Origin of the sequence: Streptomyces durmitorensis, assembly GCF_023498005.1 — a bacterium.
In the GTDB taxonomy this organism is placed as follows: domain Bacteria; phylum Actinomycetota; class Actinomycetes; order Streptomycetales; family Streptomycetaceae; genus Streptomyces; species Streptomyces durmitorensis.
Window position 1 is genome coordinate 87,353 of the sequence record NZ_CP097289.1, and the last position, 19,928, is coordinate 107,280.

22 protein-coding genes and 2 pseudogenes are annotated in these 19,928 nt (G+C 68.2%); 10 read left to right on the plus strand and 14 right to left on the minus strand.

Annotated elements, in window-relative coordinates; all coding sequences use genetic code 11:
- Positions 1 to 236: 236 nt before the first annotated feature.
- The 4 genes and pseudogenes from M4V62_RS00395 to M4V62_RS00410 all read right to left on the minus strand — a co-directional run bounded on the left by M4V62_RS00395 (position 237) and on the right by M4V62_RS00410 (position 3,733).
- Positions 237 to 626 carry an STAS domain-containing protein gene (locus M4V62_RS00395; protein ID WP_249585160.1) on the minus strand — a complete coding sequence of 130 codons (390 nt, stop codon included), beginning with the start codon at positions 624 to 626 and terminating at the stop codon, positions 237 to 239.
- 1 nt (position 627) lies between these two features.
- Positions 628 to 1,911: pseudogene (locus M4V62_RS00400) on the minus strand (PP2C family protein-serine/threonine phosphatase).
- A gap of 2 nt (positions 1,912 to 1,913) precedes the next feature.
- On the minus strand, positions 1,914 to 2,717 hold the full coding sequence (locus M4V62_RS00405) for an alpha/beta fold hydrolase (protein ID WP_249585161.1): 804 nt from the start codon (positions 2,715 to 2,717) through the stop codon (positions 1,914 to 1,916).
- Positions 2,718 to 2,890: 173 nt separating this feature from the next.
- Entirely contained in the window at positions 2,891 to 3,733 is an 843-nt protein-coding gene (locus tag M4V62_RS00410; RefSeq protein ID WP_249585162.1) for a DUF1206 domain-containing protein, read from the minus strand.
- A gap of 87 nt (positions 3,734 to 3,820) precedes the next feature.
- On the opposite strand from M4V62_RS00410, the pseudogene M4V62_RS00415 reads away from it, so the two are divergent.
- Positions 3,821 to 4,817 (plus strand): annotated as a pseudogene (locus tag M4V62_RS00415) (phospholipase D-like domain-containing protein).
- A 160-nt stretch (positions 4,818 to 4,977) separates the two neighbouring features.
- On the opposite strand, the gene M4V62_RS00420 reads toward M4V62_RS00415, so the two are convergent.
- Entirely contained in the window at positions 4,978 to 5,151 is a 174-nt protein-coding gene (locus M4V62_RS00420) for a CsbD family protein (RefSeq protein ID WP_249585163.1), read from the minus strand.
- A 312-nt stretch (positions 5,152 to 5,463) separates the two neighbouring features.
- Between M4V62_RS00420 and M4V62_RS00425 the strand changes: the two genes are divergently transcribed.
- From M4V62_RS00425 to M4V62_RS00440, 4 genes are all read left to right on the plus strand, one after another.
- The gene (locus M4V62_RS00425) at positions 5,464 to 5,853 is read left to right on the plus strand and encodes an ATP-binding protein (protein ID WP_249585164.1); all 390 of its coding nucleotides are present in this window, start codon (positions 5,464 to 5,466) and stop codon (positions 5,851 to 5,853) included.
- Between the two features lie 136 nt (positions 5,854 to 5,989).
- Positions 5,990 to 6,850, plus strand: coding sequence for a SigB/SigF/SigG family RNA polymerase sigma factor (locus M4V62_RS00430; protein WP_425575248.1), 861 nt, complete (start codon positions 5,990 to 5,992; stop codon positions 6,848 to 6,850).
- 396 nt (positions 6,851 to 7,246) lie between these two features.
- On the plus strand, positions 7,247 to 7,498 hold the full coding sequence (locus M4V62_RS00435) for a type 2 periplasmic-binding domain-containing protein (RefSeq protein ID WP_249585166.1): 252 nt from the start codon (positions 7,247 to 7,249) through the stop codon (positions 7,496 to 7,498).
- A 214-nt stretch (positions 7,499 to 7,712) separates the two neighbouring features.
- Positions 7,713 to 8,387, plus strand: a complete 675-nt coding sequence (locus M4V62_RS00440; protein ID WP_249585167.1) for an alpha/beta hydrolase — start codon at positions 7,713 to 7,715, stop codon at positions 8,385 to 8,387.
- A gap of 534 nt (positions 8,388 to 8,921) precedes the next feature.
- On the opposite strand, the gene M4V62_RS00450 is transcribed toward M4V62_RS00440, so the two are convergent.
- Both M4V62_RS00450 and M4V62_RS00455 read right to left on the minus strand, forming a co-directional pair.
- Entirely contained in the window at positions 8,922 to 9,896 is a 975-nt protein-coding gene (locus M4V62_RS00450) for a CPBP family glutamic-type intramembrane protease (RefSeq protein WP_249585168.1), read from the minus strand.
- A 307-nt stretch (positions 9,897 to 10,203) separates the two neighbouring features.
- The gene (locus M4V62_RS00455) at positions 10,204 to 10,500 is read right to left on the minus strand and encodes a putative quinol monooxygenase (RefSeq protein WP_249585169.1); all 297 of its coding nucleotides are present in this window, start codon (positions 10,498 to 10,500) and stop codon (positions 10,204 to 10,206) included.
- Between the two features lie 91 nt (positions 10,501 to 10,591).
- On the opposite strand from M4V62_RS00455, the gene M4V62_RS00460 reads away from it, so the two are divergent.
- The gene (locus M4V62_RS00460; protein ID WP_249585170.1) at positions 10,592 to 11,200 is read left to right on the plus strand and encodes a TetR/AcrR family transcriptional regulator; all 609 of its coding nucleotides are present in this window, start codon (positions 10,592 to 10,594) and stop codon (positions 11,198 to 11,200) included.
- 108 nt (positions 11,201 to 11,308) lie between these two features.
- On the opposite strand, the gene M4V62_RS00465 is transcribed toward M4V62_RS00460, so the two are convergent.
- Together M4V62_RS00465 and M4V62_RS00470 are read right to left on the minus strand one after the other, a co-directional pair.
- Positions 11,309 to 11,617 (minus strand): hypothetical protein, encoded by a 309-nt coding sequence (locus M4V62_RS00465; protein ID WP_249585171.1) that lies wholly within the window; start codon positions 11,615 to 11,617, stop codon positions 11,309 to 11,311.
- Positions 11,618 to 11,815: 198 nt separating this feature from the next.
- Entirely contained in the window at positions 11,816 to 12,193 is a 378-nt protein-coding gene (locus tag M4V62_RS00470) for a MerR family transcriptional regulator (RefSeq protein ID WP_249585172.1), read from the minus strand.
- Positions 12,194 to 12,268: 75 nt separating this feature from the next.
- On the opposite strand from M4V62_RS00470, the gene M4V62_RS00475 reads away from it, so the two are divergent.
- Complete coding sequence (locus M4V62_RS00475; protein ID WP_249585173.1) at positions 12,269 to 12,997, plus strand: SDR family oxidoreductase; 729 nt, start codon at positions 12,269 to 12,271, stop codon at positions 12,995 to 12,997.
- Between the two features lie 101 nt (positions 12,998 to 13,098).
- On the opposite strand, the gene M4V62_RS00480 is transcribed toward M4V62_RS00475, so the two are convergent.
- Complete coding sequence (locus tag M4V62_RS00480; RefSeq protein ID WP_249585174.1) at positions 13,099 to 13,497, minus strand: helix-turn-helix domain-containing protein; 399 nt, start codon at positions 13,495 to 13,497, stop codon at positions 13,099 to 13,101.
- A 144-nt stretch (positions 13,498 to 13,641) separates the two neighbouring features.
- On the opposite strand from M4V62_RS00480, the gene M4V62_RS00485 reads away from it, so the two are divergent.
- Together M4V62_RS00485 and M4V62_RS00490 are read left to right on the plus strand one after the other, a co-directional pair.
- Entirely contained in the window at positions 13,642 to 14,319 is a 678-nt protein-coding gene (locus M4V62_RS00485) for an alpha/beta fold hydrolase (RefSeq protein WP_249585175.1), read from the plus strand.
- A 409-nt stretch (positions 14,320 to 14,728) separates the two neighbouring features.
- Complete coding sequence (locus M4V62_RS00490) at positions 14,729 to 15,148, plus strand: FKBP-type peptidyl-prolyl cis-trans isomerase (RefSeq protein ID WP_249585176.1); 420 nt, start codon at positions 14,729 to 14,731, stop codon at positions 15,146 to 15,148.
- A gap of 76 nt (positions 15,149 to 15,224) precedes the next feature.
- Here M4V62_RS00490 and M4V62_RS43525 read toward each other — a convergent pair whose 3' ends face one another.
- A complete protein-coding gene (locus M4V62_RS43525; RefSeq protein ID WP_283779055.1) occupies positions 15,225 to 15,359 on the minus strand; it encodes a hypothetical protein in 135 nt (44 codons plus the stop codon).
- Positions 15,360 to 15,500: 141 nt separating this feature from the next.
- On the opposite strand from M4V62_RS43525, the gene M4V62_RS00495 reads away from it, so the two are divergent.
- Positions 15,501 to 16,238, plus strand: coding sequence for a D-Ala-D-Ala carboxypeptidase family metallohydrolase (locus tag M4V62_RS00495; RefSeq protein WP_249585177.1), 738 nt, complete (start codon positions 15,501 to 15,503; stop codon positions 16,236 to 16,238).
- A gap of 163 nt (positions 16,239 to 16,401) precedes the next feature.
- On the opposite strand, the gene M4V62_RS00500 is transcribed toward M4V62_RS00495, so the two are convergent.
- The 3 genes from M4V62_RS00500 to M4V62_RS00510 form a co-directional block, all read right to left on the minus strand.
- Complete coding sequence (locus tag M4V62_RS00500; RefSeq protein ID WP_249585178.1) at positions 16,402 to 17,898, minus strand: HEAT repeat domain-containing protein; 1,497 nt, start codon at positions 17,896 to 17,898, stop codon at positions 16,402 to 16,404.
- Between the two features lie 77 nt (positions 17,899 to 17,975).
- On the minus strand, positions 17,976 to 18,893 hold the full coding sequence (locus M4V62_RS00505) for an AraC family transcriptional regulator (protein WP_249585179.1): 918 nt from the start codon (positions 18,891 to 18,893) through the stop codon (positions 17,976 to 17,978).
- Positions 18,894 to 18,992: 99 nt separating this feature from the next.
- Positions 18,993 to 19,901: a zinc-binding dehydrogenase gene (locus M4V62_RS00510; protein ID WP_249585180.1), complete on the minus strand. Its 909-nt coding sequence runs from the start codon at positions 19,899 to 19,901 to the stop codon at positions 18,993 to 18,995.
- Positions 19,902 to 19,928: the final 27 nt, after the last annotated feature.

Genomic DNA, 19,928 nt, shown 5'->3' on the forward strand with positions numbered 1-19,928 from the left:
CCGGACTCAGCACGGACAAGGTCCGCGGTGAGTCCGATGCGTACTGCTCACCTGCCGCCGTGCGCCGCAGGAGCAAGCGCTCGCGTCAGGGGACTGACGCGGACGCTCAGCAACTATGCGTTCGGGGCCGCGCTTGAGGTATTACGCCGACACCCGACCGCCTGCACCACCTGGGCCTTCTCCCCCTCACCGCCATCGCCTGGGCCCTCACACTCGCATCCGCCGGGGCAGCAGACTCAGCAAACGCAGCTTCGAGGACACGACAGCCTCCATGCGCAGTTCGTCGGTCCGTGGCTGCTGGCCACCAACCGCGCCGTATGGCCGTGCACCGGCCCGACGGACACCGAGAGCTGTCCCGGGCCCGTCCCGGCGGCTCCCGGCCCGACTCGCTCGGCTACGGTGCCTCCTTCGATGGCCAGGTTCCGGGCCGCCAGGAAGACGCTGATGCCGCTCGAGTCGCAGAATTCCAGGCCGGACAGGTCCAGGACCAAGAGCTGTCCCGCGTCCAGGGTGAGCTTGTGCAGGGCTTGGCGGAGTTCGAGTTCTGTCGTGTAGTCGAGGTCACCGGTGATCTCCAGTACGGGACCGGTGGCGGCATCGCGGGAGGTGATCGTCAGTGGGGTCATCTCAGGTTTCACTCACGGGGGCGGGAACAGAGAACGGAAGCGGGACCGGCATTCCCAGGGCGAGCAGCGCGGTGTCGTCGTCCAGGCCGTCGCCGAAGCCGGCGAGGAGCCCGGTCAGGGCGGTGATCAGGGCCTGCGGGCCCGCTGGGGGCTGGGCAGTGGTGAAGGCATGCAGGGCTTCCTCTCCATACAGTTCGCGGCCGGGTCCGGTGCGGGCTTCGGTCAGGCCGTCGGTGTAGAGGAGCAGGGTGTCTCCGGGCCACAGTCGGGTGCAGGTGGCGGCGAACTCGGCTTGGGGCATGACGCCGATGAGCATGCCTCCCGGGGTGGGGAGGTAATCGGCGGTGCCGTCGGTGCGCTGGATCAGCGCCGAGGGGTGTCCGCCGGAGGCCAGGTGCACGCTGACGTGGTCGTCGCCGGGCTCCAGGGTGCCGAATATGGCGGTGCAGTAGCGCGCGTCGCCGCTGGTATACCGCTCGTGGAGCACCTTGTTCAAGGTGGTCAGCATGGTGGCCGGATCGGGGTCGTGCAGGGCGGCGGCGCGCAGGGTGTAGCGGGTCAGTGAGGTGATGGCTGCGGCCTGGGGGCCCTTGCCGCACACGTCGCCGAGGAAGAACGCCCACCGGTCGGTGCCCAGGGCGAAGAGGTCGTAGAAGTCTCCGCCCAGCAGATCTGGGGAGGCCGTGTGGTAGTAGGAAGCGGCCTCCAGACCCGGTATTGCCGGCAGTGCAGAGGGCAGCAGGCTCTACTGAAGGACGGCCAGGGCCTCCTGGAGCCGTTCGCGATCGGCCTCGGCCTGTCGGCGTGCTTCTTCCGCTGCCTGGCGGCCGCGCAACAGTTCGGCTTCGTAGGCGCGGCGGTCTCGTGCGTCGAAGACCGTGCGGATCAGCAGCGGCTCACCGTCCTGGCTCTCCTTCACCTTCGAGGTGACCAGTGCCGGCATCCGGCCGGCGGCGGCTTTGATGTCGAGGGCGATGCCGCTGACCTCACCCTTCATCTGCAGCAGAGGAGCGAAGTGCGTCTCGTGGTAGAGCTTGCCGCCCACGGTCAGCAGATCGGTGAACCGCATCCGGCCCACCACCTGCGCCCTTTCCAGACCCAGCCAGTGCAGCAGAGTGGCGTTGATCTTCGCGATGGTGCCGTCCATCAGCGTCGACAGGTATCCGCACGGGGCCTGCTCGTACAGCTCCTCGGCGCTGTCCTCCAGCAGCGAGGTGAACACCGCGTCGGTGGCGTGCGCATCGTGCTCCCCGCCCGGCTCGGACGTCTGGTCGGTGCGGCACATCACTAGGCCGCTCCGAGGAATTCGGTGATCGCCTCAGCGGTGGCCTGCGGGGCACTCAGGTGAGGGCAGTGCCCCGTCGCCTCCAGCGTCACCAGACGGCTGCCGGGAATCACGGCATGGACGTAGGCGCCGACTTCGCGGGGGGGGGCGATCACGTCCTGTGTGCAGTCCAGGATCAGCGTCGGCACCTCGACCGTCTTGAGGTCGTCCCGGCTGTCGGACAGGAACGTCGTGCGAGCGAACACCCGCGCCATGTCCGGGTCAGTCGCGCAAAACGAGTTGGTCAGCTCCTGGCCGAGTTCCGGACGGTCCGCGTTGCCCATGATGGCCGGGGCCATCGCCGCCGACCAGCCCAGATAGTTCGACTCCAGCGACTCCAGCAGCTCCTCGATGTCCTCGGCACTGAAACCGCCCCGGTAGCCGGCGTCGTCGATGTAGCGAGGTGAGGGGGCGACCATCACCAGCCGGGAGATGCGCTGTGGCGCCTGCGCAGCCGCGAGCACTCCGACCATCGCGCTGACCGAATGGCCCACGAAGGTCGCATCCCGCAGGTCCAGCTCCTCACATACCTCCAGCACATCGAGCGCGTACCCCTCAAGCGAGCTGTAGCGCCGCTCGTCCCAGGCCGAAGCATCCGCCCCACCCGAGCCCACGTAGTCGAAGAGCACCACGCGGTAGTCCTGGGCAAGCGCGGGGACGATCAGGCGCCACATGTTCTGGTCACACCCGAACCCGTGCGCCAGCACAAGCACCGGCCCCTCCGCACGACCGGTGACGGTGACGTTGTTCCTACGACGGATACCCATACTCGCCAGTTTCCCATCAGCCCCAACAACCACACGTAGGTGCCTACTACGGGCTGCACGCCCGAGGCCACGGCCACACCAACCGGTGCAGAGCTTGCGCAGCCCACGGCAGGGCGGCTTTCCTGGTTCGCCTGGTTCAGGTCAGCGGGGTGGAGCCTCAAGAGGTGAAGGCTTCAGACCTTGCGCCAGCGCGCGTTGGCCCAGGAGAAGAGACCGAAGGCCGCGAAGCCGAGTGCGATGAGGGCCAGCAGCCAGGGACCGGCGGCGGTGTCGGTGAAGGCGCGCAGGGTGTCGTCCATGCCTTTGGCCTTGCCGGGCTTGTGCTTAAGGGCTGCCGCGATGGCGAAGCCGCCCGCGACGGCGAAGACCGCGCCCCGGCACGCGCCGCCGAACACCCCGAGGAACATGACCGCTGTGCGGGCCTTCGGTGCCATCTCGGACATCTTCAGATGCTTCTTGAACTTGCGCATGACTGTCCTGACGGTGATCCATACGCCGGCGCCGGCCACCACCGCACCGGCGATACCGACGAGCCACTGCCCGCCAGGCCAGTCCAGAACCTTCGCCGTGATGTCCTGGGACTCCTTGTCGGAGCTCCCGCTGCCGCTGCCCTTCTCCCCCGCCGCATACGACAGCACGGAGTAGGCGACGAACCCGTAGAAGACGCAACGGCCTGCGGCCATTGCCCTCTTGCTTGCCTTCTTGCCGTCGGGCCCCGCTTGCCCGAAGGCCGCTTCGGTCAGCCGCCACACGGCCATCCCCACCAACGCTATGCCCAGCAGCCACAGCAGAACGGCGCCAAAGGGCTTCTCAGCGATCTCGGCGATGGCACCGCCCCGGTCTGCCTGTTCACCGCCTCCGTCCGAGAAGGCGATCCTGAGTGAGAGCACTCCGATGAGCAGGTAGATGACCCCACGGGCCACGAAGCCCGCTCGGGCCGCGCCCGAGACTGCTGTGCTGTTCGCCGCACGCTGGGCCTGCCTGCGTCCGCGTGTTGTTGCTGATCCAGTTGCCATACCTGGCCGCCCCCAGGCCGGTGTGCGATCCCTGGATCGAACCCTCCGCTTCTTTTGTTCGTGCCCATCGTCCAGGAAGGTGCACCCATGACACACACGCAACGTGCTCCCGCAGGGCCCACCAAAACGGCCGCAGCCCTCAAGCCTTCACCCTCCGGTGAGGGGGCAGAGGGGAACGTCAGCGTCGACCTTGATGAACGGGCACGGCGTGCCAGACGTCGCCTGGAGAGACTCATAGAGGTCGCCGCGACCGAAGGCAACGCCCTGGTCCCGCTGCGCAACGGGGACGAGATTTTCGGGGCGATGCTGGAGGGGATCCGCTCCGCCCGGCACACCGTGGACATGATGACGTTCGTGTACTGGAAGGGCTAGGTCGCCCAGCGGTTCGCCGATGCACTGGCCGAACGGGCGCGCCAGGGGGTGCGGGTGCGCCTCATGCTGGACGGTTTTGGCAGCCGGCTCATCGAGAAGGAGCAGCTGGAGGTGATGCAGCGGGCCGGTGTGCAGGTGGCCTGGTTTCGCAAACCGCTCTATCTCTCACCTTTGAAGCAGAACCACCGCTGTCACCGCAAGGTCCTCGTCATCGATGAGGAGACCGGGTTTACCGGCGGGTTCGGTATCGCCGAGGAGTGGTGCGGCGATGCCCGCAATCCGGGCGAGTGGCGCGACACCCACGTGCAGGTACGTGGGCCCGCCGTGGACGGGCTGGCCGCCGCGTTCGCCCAGACCTGGGCCGAGTGTCACGATGAACTCTTCGATGGACGCGACCGGTTCATCAACCACGCCCCGCACGGGGACGCCGTAGTGCAAGCTGCTGTGCGCCGCCGCGCGCCGCGGGGTCGCAGTCGAGATCCTGTTGCCTGGCCCGCACACCGACAAGAGGGTCTGCCGGCTGGCCGGCCAGCGCTACTACGAAGAGGTCATGCTCGCCGTCCTGGACCAGACGTTCACCGCTGCTCTAGACAGGCATTTCACCGAAGATCTTGAGCACAGCGAGCTCATCAGACCCGGACGCTGGAAGCGCCGCTCGACTTTCCAGCGCGCCAGAGAAGCAGCTGTCGTGCCCATCCGGCGTTTCCTCTGACCCCGGGACTGCTGCCGACAACGGGTGACAACCCCACAAGTGCTCCAGACAGCACCAGCACTCCCCGTTCATGTCGCAGCAGACAGCGAGGGCCGATCATCCAACAGCGGTGGGGCGGACTTGCTGAGCAAGTCCGCCCCACCGCTGCGACGTTCGGCCGCTAGTGCTTGCCGACATCCTTGATCTTTTCCTTGGCCTGTCGGGCGTCGCCCTGCTTTCGCTCGGCGCGCCCCTCGACGGTCAGGCGTTCGTTGCCGACAGCGCGTCCCGCCGCCTCCTTGGTGGCACCGGTGGCCTGCTCGGTTTTCGCCTTGGCCTTCTCGTTGGCAGTCATGTCCGATCACGCTCCTTTGGCTACGACGTCTTGCGCTGTGGGCACGTGTAGCCACTGATCAATATCGCAAACATCACCGCAGCGAATTTCCCGGGTCCACAGCATCCGAAGCGTGGCCAGTGCGATCACGGGAACTCAGATCAGTATTTGGCAGAGCCTCCGATGGCGTCTTCGCACTCGGTAAGGTCGGCACGCTTCTTTTGGGTGGACGAGAGGAATGCCGTGCGGCGGGTCGGGCAGATGGGATAACGCGACGGTGCACCAGCCGATTGACGAGTTCGCAGAATGATGCAGAGAGGGGCTGAGGTCTTCATGACCGCTCCCGCGGCGCCCAAGATCCAGGACATCGCCTGTCACGACGCGCGCGCCGCGGTCAGGGCCGTCATGGAACCAGCGTGCCAGTCTTTGCCCTCAAGTCAGGCCAGGCGTTTTCGTGAGGATGCCCTGCTCGTGGCCAGCGAGTTGACGTCCAACGCGCTCCTGCATGGCGGCGGCCTCACCCAGTTCCACGCTCAGATCGAGGGTGAATCCTTGCTGATGCAGGTGAGTGACCGCAGCACGAGGGCGCCTCACCTCGTACGCCCCGACCCCGGACGGCCCGGCGGCTTCGGGTGGATGATCACGCAGCGACTCGCCTCGCACGTCTCCGTCGACATACAGCCCGACGGCAAGACCATCACCGCCGCATTGGCTATGCCCTGAGTGAGCCCATCACCTGTCACGGACTACTTGAAAACAATCACCGGTGTTCTGCCTGCATACTTGCCGCCCTGCCGGGTATCCGCGTCGGCACGGAAGGCCGCACGCAAGCTCGGAACAACCAAAGGCGGGGCGCATGATGACCGTGACGACGCAGGGGAAGACCCGGGCCGCTCAGGCTGAGAAGGACCTCGTCGAGCGAGCCTACGCCAGCCCCTCCTCCCTTGCGCCGAAGGATGCGCGGGAGATCTGCAAGCGGTTCTTCGACCGGCTCGGGCATCTGGAGGAGGGCACGCACGAGTACCAATACGTGCGTAACTGCCTGATCGAGATGAACCTCTCCCTCGTGCAGTACGCGGCGTCCCGGTTCCGCCATCGCGGCCAGGGGGAGATGGAAGACATCGTCCAGGTCGGCACGATCGGCCTGATCAAGGCGATCGACCGGTTTGAACTGACCCGTGAGGTCGAGTTCGCCACGTTCGCCGTCCCCTACATCACCGGTGAGATCAAGCGCTTCTTCCGCGACACCAGCTGGGCCGTACATGTGCCGCGGCGTCTGCAGGAAGCCCGCATCGAACTGTCCAAGGCCACCGAGGAACTGCGCACCCGCCTGGACCGCAACCCCTCCACTGCCGAGCTGGCAGAGCTGATGCAGCTGGAGCCGTCCGAGGTCGCCCAGGCTCAGATGGCGTCCAATGGCTACAACGCCGCCTCGCTGGACGCCTCAGTGATGGGCAGCAACGACGAGTCCGACGCCGCGCTGGCCGACTTCATCGGCTTCGAAGAGGACGCCTACGAACTCATCGACAACTTCCACTCCCTGGCCCCGCTCATCGCCGACCTCGACGACCGCGAGCGCACGCTGATCCATCTCCGCTTCGTCGAGGAAAAGACGCAGGCGCAGATCGGCGAAGCACTCGGTGTCTCGCAGATGCACGTCTCCCGGCTGCTCACCCGCGTCGTCGCCAAGCTGCGCACCGACCTGATGACCACCAACTAGCCACTGCCCAAGGCTGCGGGTCAACGAACCCAGTTGGTAGACCGCTCGTTCCAGGGCGTTGACGCTCTCGCGGTAGCGGCCAAAGGTGCACCGGCACGTTGGGACATAGGTCCGCCGTGGAGGGGTACCGGGCAGCAGCTGGAGGGAGAGGGCTGTGATGCCTGAGGAGGTTTGAGGGACCTTCCCCTCCGCCTTGACCAGGATCACCTCAAGACGGAAGCCTGCAGACCGAGGACCGCGCGATCGTTGTCCCGCCCGGGCACCGCCTGGCCGGGCCCTCTTCGGTGCACATGTTCGACCCGGAGGGCGAAACGCTGCCACGCTGGAAGCTGGAAGGGGGTCCCCGGGCGTGATGGCACCGGCCCCGAGGTCGATGACGTGGTGCAGATGATCCGCATGATCACAGTGAGCCGCATGATCGGGGTGCTGCCCCGCTCGCTGGTCGCACCGGTCCCGCACGGCCTGGCCTGCGTCCCGACGACCGACGCGCCACCCAGCCGCCTCGTCCTCGCCTGGAACGAGCAGGGCCGCCGCCCGCTCGTCGCGTCGTTCGTGACCGCCGCGCTCGGGTCGACTGCGGCGCCCGCATCCCCGCTCTCCAAGGAGCGTCGGCAGTCGCGGCCAACGCCTTCGCCACGCAGACCGTAAATGACATCCATTCCGGCCTGCCCATCCCGCGGCAGCCCGCTGTCGGTGCGGTCCTGGCCGCCGCGACAGCCCATGGGGCTGCCAAGGGGACCGCGCGCTCCAGCACACGGCCCGGAATACGACCTGGTTGGTGGCCAAAGTCCTCACCAACCTGCCCGAATGGCTGCCCTGGGGGTCCTCACCGCGGCCACGTAAAGAGCGTTAATGTGCACAGGTGACTGACGTGATCATCCTTCACGGAGCCTGGCACCAGCCCGCTCACTACGCCGAACTTGCCGCTCTGCTGCGCGCCCGGGATCTGTCCGTGGAGGTGCCCGACCTCTACGAGCTGCCGCTCGCCGAGGGCACCGCGAAGGTCGAGGCCATCGTCTCGGGGTCGTCGGAGCCGTCGGTGGTAGTGGGGCATTCGTTCGGGGGTGTCACCGCCGGGACGGTGCGTGGCGCTGCCGCGTTGATCTTCCTCAACAGCTGGATTCTCGATGTCGATGAATCCCCGGCCACAGTGCTCGCGGAGACCCCTGGCGAGCCCGGCGAGGGCCTGATCGCGCTGCCGGACGCGGACGGGCGGCTCCGCCTGGACCCGGACGACGCCCGGGCGAAACTCTACGGCGACATCGACGAACCGGCGGCCACGCGTGCGGTGGAGTTGCTGCGTCCGGAACCTCCGTCGATCTTCGACGCCACACCAACTCGCGTGAGTTGGCGGGACACCCCGTCGTTCTACCTCCGCGGGCAGCGAGACCGGACCATCGCGACTCCACTTCCGGACCGCTTCGCCGGGCGTTGCTCTCATGCGGAAACGTGGGACACCAGCCACTCGCCCTACCTGGGCCGCCCGGCCGCCGTGGCCGACCTGATCCAGCGTCAGTGCCCAGGCGACGGTGGTTAAAGCCCGCACCGAGGTGCCATTGGCGTGACCTGTACCTGTACGCCGCCCGGCACCATGGGCCGCGGTCGGATGACAAATCCGCCAGGGCCGATGAACCGCCACCAGGACCTCGCGCACCGCGCGATCGGCAAGGCGGGCAGTGCGAAGCCGCACCCTGCCCCGCGACGGCGGCAGCCAGGGCGGTAGGCAGAACGGTGACGAGCGCGGCGGGTCCGGTCTCGGAACCGACCGTGACCTCCTCGATGTTGGAGTCCATCCAGTAGAGGACGCGAGCGATCAGCCGCGGCACCCCGGCCAGCAAGGCCACTACGACCAGAACCCCCAGCACCGGCCTGGCACGGCGCAACACTCGCGCGAGGCGCCGGGGCCGATCACTGTGGTGTGCTTGCCCGCGTCGCGAGCCCGGACGGCAGCGCTGGCGAGGTCGGACATGCGGTGGGAGATGCGCTCATCCGTGGTGCGCTCACCGCGGGCGGGCAGGCCGTCACCGCGGATCGGGCTGGGGTGGACAGGGGTGGACCTCGCCATCCAGGTTCAGCGCACCGGAGGTTGGACCTCCTGGCCGAGCCGGCCGGACACGGTCGCGACCTTCCGGCCGGTGCCGACCGGGTCCGCCGCACGCCGTCGCCACAGCGCGAACACAGCCGTGGCGACCAGGAGATACACGGGTACGAGGAGCTCCGCACCCGGCGTCGTTTGCACGGACCACCCCGCACCTCGCCGATCGCCCTCGAACACAACCCGGTTGACGGTGAGGAAGGTCAGATGCGCGCCGATGCCGACCCACAGCGGAGCGTGCCGCACCGCCGTGCGGGCCGCGACGAGCATCAGGCCGAAGACGGTCAGGAGAATCAGGTAGTCGACCGGATTCTGCCCTCCGGGCGCGAGGCCGACGGTCCCGCCCTCGCCACCGACAAGGCGCGCCACGCCTGCCTCCACCACCGTCGAGACACCGGGCACGACCAGGAACACGGCCGTCGTCCCGAGCGCCGATGCTGCCCCGCCGAACCGGCTCCTCAGCGACGTCCACGTATGGCCGCGCAGCGTCGTCTCCTCGGGCAGCGCCTCAAGGAGCAGAGCGATGACGGCGTTCGTCACGATGTATCCGCCGAGCGTGGGCAGATCAGGGCGTGACCAGTGCAGCATCCCGGCGGCTGTCCCCGCACCGAGCACCAGCGCCGCGGCCCCCGCCGTCACACCCACCCCGACGAGCAGGGCCCGCAGACTCGGGCCCGCACCGCCGAACCCGATGTCAGTGAGCGAGCCGCGCCGCCGACGCAGCGCGAACACGACGAGCGGCATGGCCACCGCGCTGACGAACGCGGCAGGCACCAGGCGGGCCGCGAACCCGCTCACTCCGACGGCATCGGCAACCACCGGGCCCACCGCGGTGCCGGCCCCCAGTGCCACGGCCATGATGAGACCGCCACCCAGGGCCCGACCCAGGACCCCGGAGAGGGAAGGGGGCGGGAGCGAGTGAACGGACGAGTCGGGACGAGGGTCGGTCAATGCTCTCTCCTTGCTGAACACCCGCCTGCACTAGGGGTGTTCACCATTCTCGGCGCCCACGCGATCACCAGGGTCGTAGCGGCGGATGAGATGCCGATACATCTTTCGATGCACGAACCGCGGCGCTTCGGCTCACGCAGACCTGGCCACCGCTGGAGCCCATGGCGACGACACGGCCCGCGTCGCGCTGACCCGCTCGCCACCTGATCCAGCCAGACGCTTACACGGTCGCCACCGCCTCGTCATCGAGGCCGGGCTCATTCACTGCCGCCGACAGCCACGGGTCCCTGTGATCATCGGCGCCGCCTCAGCCGATGGTGCGCAGTACCGCCGTCTTCGGGTGCTCGCGCAGGACCTGGACCGCCTCGCTCATGCCGGCCTCCGCGGCGTCCTGCATGTGTGCGTGGAACGCCTCCACGTTTTCCCACACCTGGACGGCGTAGAAGGTGCCTGGGTCGTTGAGATCCTCATACTCCGTGGAACTGACGAGACCGGGCTTCTCGGACGTCTCGATCGCGTGGAGCAGGTTGTCGCGGGCGTCCTTCTCCTGCCCGTCCTTGGCGTGGATCTCGATGAGGACGGTCACTGCGTCTTGGCTGCTCATAGCCGCTCACCTGTCATTGGCTTCGTTCGGGCCGGAGAAGGCCCGGCGGTCAAAATAAGAAGCACATACACATCTTGATGGGGGTTGTCGCATGCAGCGCAGACGAGGCAAAGAGCTCGAGGAGGCCCTGCTCGATGCCGCCTGGGCTGAACTGACCGAGCGCGGGTACGCGGCGTTCACGCTGGAGTCGGTTGCCAAGCGGGCCGGCACGAGCACGCCGGTGATCTACCGCCGCTGGGTCAACAAGGCCCTGATGGTGGAGGCCGCCCTCACACACGCCAGTTCTGTACGGGTCATCGAGATCCCTGATACGGGAACACTCCGCGGTGACCTCATCGCGGTCATGCGGGCGGCCAACACGGAGCGCGTCGATCTTCTCGTGGCGACCGCGGTCCTCCTCGACGGCTACTTCGCGGAGAGGGGGTCGAACCCGGAGCAGCTGCGTGAGCAGATCCTGGGCAGCCGTCGCTCGGTGGCCGAGTCCATCGTCCAACAGGCCGTGGACTGGGGTGAGGTCGATGTCTCCGTCCTGGAGCCACGCCTGATCTCGCTGCCGTTCGACCTCTTTCGCCATGAGGTCCTGATGACGCTGAAACCCGTGTCCGAAGAGGCCATCACCCGGATCGTCGACGGCATTACCCTGCCCCTTTTGACCAGGCGGCCACTCCCAGCGCCCGCGAGCACCGAGGAAACCCGATAGTTGACCTGCCGATGTGCCACGCGTCCGGCCCCTCGGCCCACACAAGGGTGAGCCGAGGGGCCGGAGATGGCTGAGAGGTGGCTGAGAGGTAGCCGAGAGGTGCGAAGGCTACCGCTTGTGTCCGGGGATCGAGTCGGTCCCGGCCGGCCTCTCCACCGTCTTGCTGTAGTTCGGCGTGGCGCTCTCGGCCTTCATCCCGGGCTTGGAGTCCGTACCGGCCGGAACCTTGACCGCGTGGGAGAACGACCCCTCACCGGTCCGCTTGGCGGGCTTGGAGTCGGTGCCTGCCGGGCGCTCGACGGTCCGGCTGTGTCCCTTACTCGGTGCGGCGGTGGACGCATTCGCGACGACGGCGGTCGAACCGAGCGTGCCGAGCGTGATGACGGCGAACGTGGCGATCGCTATGGACTTCTTCATGTGGAGTCTCCGTGATCGTGGGGGCTGCTTTGCCTGCCCTTCGATCCTCACAGCCAGCACATTTCGCCTCTGTCTCTGTCGGCCTCCGGGGATGAGAAACCGATGAAAACCCCCGCGTGGATCTTCGGCACGGCATCAGGCAGTGCTGCGGGTCCACTCCAGCCGTTGGTCGCCGGCGCGACGTCCGACCGGCCGCGCCTACGGGTGCATGTCCGTGATCGCGATGACCTCGTCGAGACGGTCCAGGGCAGCCTGCAGGTCGTCGACCTTGGCCTGGATCCGGTCGCGCTCGGCACGCAGCATGGCTCGTTGCCCGGCGTCGGTGTGCCCGGAGTCCCAGCACGGCAGGAGTTCCGTGATCCTTCGGCTGGTCAGGCCGGCGGCGAACATCTGTTGGAAGAAGCGGACCAGGGCGATGGCGTCCTGTCGGTAGAGGCGCTGGCCGGATGGGCTGCGCGCCGCGATGAGCAGCCCCTGCTGCTCGTAGTAGCGCACGGCGCGTACCGAGACGCCAGCACCCCGTGCCACCTCGCCGATGCGGATCAGCCGCTCGTCCGCGGCCTCTGTGACAGTCATGGTGATTCCTCTCACCCCGGCCCTGATGACCAACGCTTGCCTCTGACGTCAACGTCAGGTTTTAGCGTACCGGGCATGGATATCAACGACTCAGTTGCCCTTGTCACTGGAGCCAACCGCGGCCTGGGCCGCGCCTTCGCCCAGCGCCTGCTCGAACGGGGCGCCCGCAAGGTCTACGCGACGGCCCGCCGGCCGGAGACCGTGGACGTGCCCGGGGTCGAGGTGCTGCCCCTCGACATCACCGATCCCGCATCGGTGAGGACCGCCGCCGAGGCCGCCCCGGACGTCTCGCTGCTCATCAACAACGCGGGGATCCAGACGGGAACCGACCTGGTGACCGGTTCGCTGGACGCGGTGCGGCACGAGCTGGAGACCAACGTGTTCGGCCACCTCGGAATGATCCGGGAGTTCGCGCCGGCGCTCGCCAGGAACGGCGGGGGCGCGATCGTCGACGTGCTCTCCGCCATGTCGTGGTTCGGCGGCAAGGGCGCCAATGCCTACCACCTGACCAAGGCCGCCGCCTGGGCCATGACCAATGGCGTCCGCCTGGAGCTCGCCGAACAGGGCACGCTCGTGACAGCGGTGCACCTCGGCCTGACCGACACCGACATGGCTGCGGGCTGGCCCGTGGACAAGATCGCGCCGTCGGACCTGGCCGACGCGGCGCTCGACGGTGTCGAGGCGGGCTCCGCCGAGGTCCTCGCCGACCAGTGGAGTCGAGACGTCAAGTCCCGGCTGCCGCTGACGCCCGAAGAGTTCAACGCCGCGATGGACCGCGCCCTGGCGGCCCTAACGGCGGCCTGAGGCGCTTCTCGCCCGAGGGCTGTGGCGGCGCACCTGGTGCTCATCCGAGGTGTACCTGAGCGGCTGAGGGAGTTGCCCAAATGGGGCCTGGCCCACACACGCTAGCCAGGTTGATCCGGGTCGCAGCTGGCGCGCCGCAGGCCGATGGTGCGCAGGGCGGCGTGCATGGCGGTCTGATCGCCGTGATGGACGGTGTGCACGCCGCCTTCGGCTTCTTCGAGCAGACGAGACGGGACAGGGGGTTCTGCCGAAACGTGCCAGATGACCCCGCTGGGAGGGTCCAAGCCGCGTAGCTCCTGGAACAGCGCGGAAAGCTCCGCTGGGGCCCCGGGTACAGCGGTGTCGATGACGACGATGTCCGGGAGCAGAACCCTTGCCTGCGCCAGAGCGACAGCTGGGCTGGCGGCGTGGGAGATGACACGGTAATGCGGACCATGGTGGATCAGTGGGCGCAAGGACCTGATCATGTCGTCATCGGCTACGAGCAGCACAGTCATCATGAGACCAGCATGATTCCAAGCCCGACAAGGCGCCCATCGGTGAATGAAAGCCGCCTACGGGAACGCCGCACGGGCTCCGTCCTCCAGGGCGAGGAAGATGTCAGCAGTCGTACTCCCGGGCTCTGCGTGGCCTACCCTGACGCGGTGAAGTTCGTGATGGTGCCGGGTGGCTGGCAAGGTGGTTGGGTGTTCGACTCGGTGGGCGCCGAGCTGCACCGAGCAGGTCACCACGTCGAGGCGGTGACCCTGTCCGGGTTGGAGGTGGACGCCCCAGTCGATGTAGAGCGTCCGCCGAACCTCGACACCCATATTGACCAGGTAGCCGAGATCATCGACCGTTGCGACGAAGCACCCCTCGCGCTGTGCGGGCACAGTTATGGCGGAATGGTGATCGCCGGTGTTGCCGATCGGCTCGGCGACCGCCTCGATCAGCTCGTCTTCATCGATGCCTACGTCCCGGACGATGGGGATTCGTGTTGGTCTTTGACCAGCGACAGCTTCCGGGAGCTGTTCGTGGCCGGCGCCCGCGCCGACGGTCGATGGGTCGCAGTTCCTGATGGGCTCGACCCGCGCGCGCGACCGCACCCCATGGCGAGCTTCGTCCAGTCGATCAGGCTGGGAGGCAAACCCAGCCGTGCGCTCGGCCGAACGTTCATCAGTGGTGGCGCGTGGACGGGTAGCCCGTTCGTGAACCTGGCCGAACGGTTGCGCAACGACTCAGGCTGGCGGGTTCACGAGATTCCCGTTGGTCACAACATTGCCCGCCGCGACCCGCACAGCCTCGCGGCAGTTCTCGGAGCGTTGCCTCCCCACATCGCCTGACGCATGGCCGTTCGGTCCTCCGTGCCCTCGTCCTCCCCGAGTTGGACGACTGCCAGGTCGCGCAGGGTCCGCAGCACTTCGTGCGGCGGGCGGCCCGCGAAGCTGTGGCGGACCGGGCCGGGCCATTGAGGCTGGCGTGCTTGACGGGCAGTTGAGGCTGGCGTGCTTGAGCGGTGCTTGGCTCGCGCGACACCCACGTCAAGGACCTTGCACTCCCCATCCTCCACGGGAAGGGACGCAGGTGTGCCACGCAGGCGCCCAGTACAGCTGGAGATCGAGTACGTGCTCACAGACTCGGGATTCCAATCGGAGCACGGGCACGGCGGTAGCGTGATCACATGGCGCATGGAATGTCCATGTGGCCGACCGGTCCGTGAAAAGGACTCCGGCGGCGAACGATGGGACCGTGATGAGCGAACTGACGAAGCCCACAATCAAGGTCCCGGAGGGGGACGCGCCCACCGAGCTGACGACCCGGGACCTCGTGATGGGGGACGGACCCGAGGCTCAGCCGGGCAGGGTCGTCCGAGTTCACTACGTAGGAGTCACATTCGCGTCCGGAAGGGAGTTCGACTCCTCCTGGGAGCAGGACCGGCCGTTCAAGTTCGCCGTGGGCGGTGGCAGGGCCATCAAGGGCTGGGACCGGGGTGTGCGGGGAATGAAGGTCGGCGGCCGGCGCGAGATCATCGTTCCCCCGCGTCTCGGTTACGGCAAGCAGTCACCCTCTGCGCTGATCCCGGCGGGCTCGACGCTGATCTTCATCGTGGACCTGCTTTCGGTCGTGGACGGGACCGCCGCAGCGCGGCCCGGCGCGACCGGCTCTGCCTGAACCTGGCGCGTCTGACGCGCCTGACGCGCCTGACGATCCGGGTGTGACGCTCAACCAACCGTGCCTTCGCAGGCGCCTACGCCCTGCATTCCCCGCTGCCCGACCACCGTTCGGTGAAGGGGCACTGCCCGTACTTCACCTGCACCGTGCGGGGCGCGGCCTTGGAGACCCGCAGGTCCATGAGCAGCCCGGTGCACACTCGATCTGGCACTCCGCCATCCAGGCCGTCCATCGATCGCCAATGGTCCGACAAATGATGGCTGTTCAGATCCCGTTGACGTGTGCCGCCCATCCCGCCAGGCTCGGAATGCACGTGCGTATCTCCATCCCCCGCTTCTCATGGAGTCTTCTGATGACCAGACGCACCGCACGACTCGCCCTATCGATTGTCATGCTCATTGCCGCCACCTTGGGCGGTCTCGTGGCAACCACGGGAACTGCTCAGGCCGACAGCTGCTACACCTGGTCGCGCACCCTGTCCCAAGGGGCCTCGGGTGCCGACGTAACGCACTTGCAGATACGAGTAGCAGGCCACGCCGGCAGCGGCGGCCCGCTCGCAATCGACGGTGCCTACGGGCCTGCGACGACTGCCGCGGTCAAGGGGTTCCAGACGGCTTACGGACTGGCCGCCGACGGCGTTGCCGGCCCGGCGACATTCAGCAAGATCTACGCCCTCCAGGACAACGACTGCACACCGATCCACTTCAGTTACGCCGAGCTCAACACCTGCAACTCCACCTGGGCGGGAGGCGCTGTGAGCGCAAACACCGCCAAAGCAAACGCGTTGCGCACCATGTGGAAGCTCGAGGCATTGCGACATGCCCTCGGCGACCAACCCCTCCGCGTGACCAGCGGCTTCCGCTCGCATGCCTGCAACGACGCGGTCGGCGGAGCAGCCGGCAGCCGCCACTTGTACGGCGATGCGGCGGACCTCGGCGCGGGCCCGCACTCGCTGTGCCGCCTCGCCCAGCAGGCCCGCAACCACGGCTTCAACGGAATCCTCGGCCCTGGCTACCCGGGCCACAGCGACCACACCCACCTCGATCACCGCACTAGCCGCTTCTGGTCGGCGTCGGCCTGCGGCATCTGAACGCACCGGCGGGCGCCCCGGGCCCTGAGGTCCGGGCCCTGCCTACCAACACGGTGGGTCTCCTCGCCCACTCACGTGTACGAGCCCCCGCTGTGCTGAGCTGGGCGGTTCCGGAGTGAAGGGTGAGGGTGACACTGGTGTTGCCGTTGTCGCCCCTGCCGCGTCAGTTGTTCCGGCAGCCGTCCAGGGCACGCAGCGCTTCGGCCGCTGCCCCGCGTACGGAATCGGACGGGTCTGAGTCCAGGGCGGTGAGCTGGTCGCGCAGCCGCTCCTCGCCCGGAGGGAGCGTGCCCGTCACCTCCGCCCAGTGGGCGATCCCCTCCACGGCGGCCTGGCGCACCCACATATCCACGTCGTCCAAGTGCCGCACGAAGAGCGGCAGATCGTGCGGGGTGCCCGTGTCCATCGCATTGTGCGGGTCCAGGAGCGACAGTGCGGCGGCTCGGACAAGGGGGGAGGTGGTCCGGTCCACCAGTTCCCGCAGACCGGGCAGGGCTTCCGCCAGGCCCGTGAGGACCCTCTCCGCGACCCCGACCAGAGTGGCGTCGACGCCGAGACGGGCCACCAGCGCCCGGGCGACCGCCGCGCGTTCCCACGGCCTGAACCCCGTGTCCGCCATGGCGTCCAGCCCGCGCAGCGCACCTTCGTACACCCCGGGCGCTGAATGGCCCAGCAGGGGTACCAGCAGCCACACGGCGTCCCATCTCCCCATATCGCCGTAGGCCCTTGCTGCTGCCGCGAGCGTGGGGGCGGACGTTGTCGGGTCGGTGAGGAGAGCCCGCAGAAGCCTCGTGGCGGGCCTGCCGCCGACGTACCCCAGGGCAGTGGCGGCCGATGGCCCCGCCAGCTCGTCGCTCAGCCAGCGCGAGGCCGGACCCAGCAGCCGTTCGTCACCCGATCTCCCGAGCTGGAACAGCAGTTGTCTCGCCATCTCCGGGTCCCGATCCGCCTCCAGAACCGCGAACAACGCGTCCTGCGTCTCTGGGCGGTCCACGCGCGCCAGTCGGAAAGCCACGGCGCAGCGCACCTCGGTGGAAGGGGCGTCGGTCAGATCTCTCAGCAGCGACGGCAACAGCCGGTCGGCGTGCTGGTCCGGCAACATCCACAGGGCGTGCACGCGGGCGGCGTCCGCGCCCCACTGGGCCGTACGGACCAGCTCCGCCTCGACGTCCGGGTCCTTCTCGAACATGAAGACCATGGCCCGCGCCCGACCCCAGACGCCGTGGGCCGGATCACCCAACAGCCGGATGAGCGCGGGAACATCACCGGGTACGCCCAGCTCCCGCAATGCCTCCAAGGCGTTGATCCGCAGGTGGTGGTCAGGATCGCCGAGCAGTCGCCCGTAGGCGTCCACGACCTCGCGATCACGCAGCTCGAGCCGGATCGACGCCAGAGAGGCCCGCCTGCGCACCCACGGATCGTCGTCGTCCATCAGCGCGGGCAGGGCCTTCGCCCCGGCCTCGGGGACCCCCAGCCTGCCGAGGCCCACTGCCGCGCCTTCCCGCACCTCGGGCGCGGGGTCGGCGGCTGCCCGGACGAGCACCGCGGCGTGCTCGGTGCCGCCGAGTCTGCCGAGCCCCTTCGCCGCCGCTGCCCGCCGCCAGGTGTCGCCCGTCTCCAACTCCCTCAAGAAGAAGGAGACCTGATGTTCTGTCGTCATGTGCACCCCGGAAGTAAGACTGCCGAGGCGACTGGAGGTTGCGCACCCGACTGGTGCTGACCTCTCCCGAGCCCGGATCACTTGCGAAGCCGAGAACGGTACTCGCCCGGGGCCGTGCCTCGGGCACGTCGGAAGGCACGGCTGAAAGCGTGCGGAGAGCTGTAGCCGACTGCGCCGGAGATCGACTCGACCGGCTCGTCGGTGTCGCGGAGCCGGACGGACGCCAGGTCGATGCGCCACTGCGTCACGTACGCGCCCGGCGTCTGCCCGAGGGCGGACCGGAAACGCCTGGACAGCGTCGCCCGGGAGACGCGCGTCGCGGCGGCCAGGGTCTCCGTGGTCCAGGGGTGTCCCGGTTGGGCGTGGACACATGCCAGAGCGTCGCGCACGACCGGATCACGCATCGCTCCCAGCCATGAGCCGGACTGCTCCTGCGGGTGGCGGGCCAGCCAGGCGCGTACGAACTGGACGAGCAGAAGGTCGACGATGCTGTTGATCGCGGCAGTGGTGCCGATCTGCGGCTGTGCGATCTCCGCTGCGAGAAGTTCGACGGTCCTTCTGAGCTGCGCGTTCTCCCGGGCTGTGACATGCATCGGCCGAGCGAGGGAGGTGAGTACCGGTGTGCGCACCTCCGGATCCTGCTCGTAGTGCAGCACGATCACTTCCGTCTGCACCGGCGCCGAGCCCAGACGCAGGGCCCGGCCGTCGCCGAAAGACCGGGCCGCCGCCTCACGGTCGCAGGAACCCATCGTCACGCTGGCGCCTCCGGCTATCCCGTGTGCGGTGCCCGGCGACACCAGGACGGCGTCTCCGGCCTGCACCTGCAGAGGTTTCTCGCCTGGGACGTGGAGCCACAAGGTGCCGCGGGACACCACGTGCAGTGCTGCTCCTGGAAAGGAGTCCAGCCACAGGCCCCAGGTTCCTCCGGCCTTCAGCATGACCCCGAGCGCCCCTCGCGCACCCGAAACACGCAGCACCTCCGCCAGCACATCCATGGGTCCATTCTCGTCCACTGCCGCGAACCGCCCACCGCCAGCCGACGGCCGACGGCCGTCGGCCGTCGGCCGACGACGCATGTGTTCTCGTCCACAGCTTCAGGCCACGTCAAGAACGACCTTTCCGTGCACCTTCCGCGCGAACAGCGCCTGGACGGCGTCGTCCACGTCCTGCCAGCTGCCTCGCCGTCCGACCGGTGCCGAGAGCCTCCCGGCGGCCATGAGACCCAGCAGGTCCGTCAACTCCCTGCTGGTCGGCGTCATATCGCCGTACGTGGCGATGCTGCGGGGCTCACCGAAGCCGAACAAGGCCCCTGACGGGAACGTGGTTTCCTGCCCCGAGGAGTAACCAACCACGTGGATGGTGCCGCCCTCGGCGAGAGAACTCCACGCCTGGGCCGTCAGCGGCCCGCCGACCGTGTCCAGGACGAGGTCGAACCGCTCACCGGTCCCGGCCAGGTCGGTCAGGACCCTGTCGGCGCCGAGTTCACGCAGTCCGGCCGCCCGCTCCGGCGAACCGACGAGCGCCGTCACCCGCGCGCCCGCCAGCGCCGCCAACTGGACGGCGAAGTGCCCCACTCCCCCGCTGGCGCCGGTGATCAGAACGTTGCGCGCCAGCAGAGAACGCTTGCGCAGCACCCGCAGCGCGGTGACTCCCGCGATTCCCAACGCGGCGGCGTCGGCCAGGTCCACGCCCTCGGGGACGGTGCCGAGCGAGGCGGGGCTGACTGCCACCCGCTCCGCCCACGCGTGGGGAGCCATTCCCACAGCGACGCGCGTACCTTCGGGCGGCCCCGAGCCGTCGGATGCGGCGCGCACCACGACGCCGGCCGCGTCGTGACCGTGCACAGCGCCAGCCGGCCACTGGTGCACGTAGTTCAGCTCTCCGAAGTTGAGACAGATATGACGTATCTCCACCAACGCCTCACCGGCGGACGGTACGGGCTCATCGACATCGGCGAACCGGACGGGTCCGGCCTCACTGTGATCGACCACAAGGGCGCGCATAGGGGGTGTGTTTCCTTCTCTCGTGGA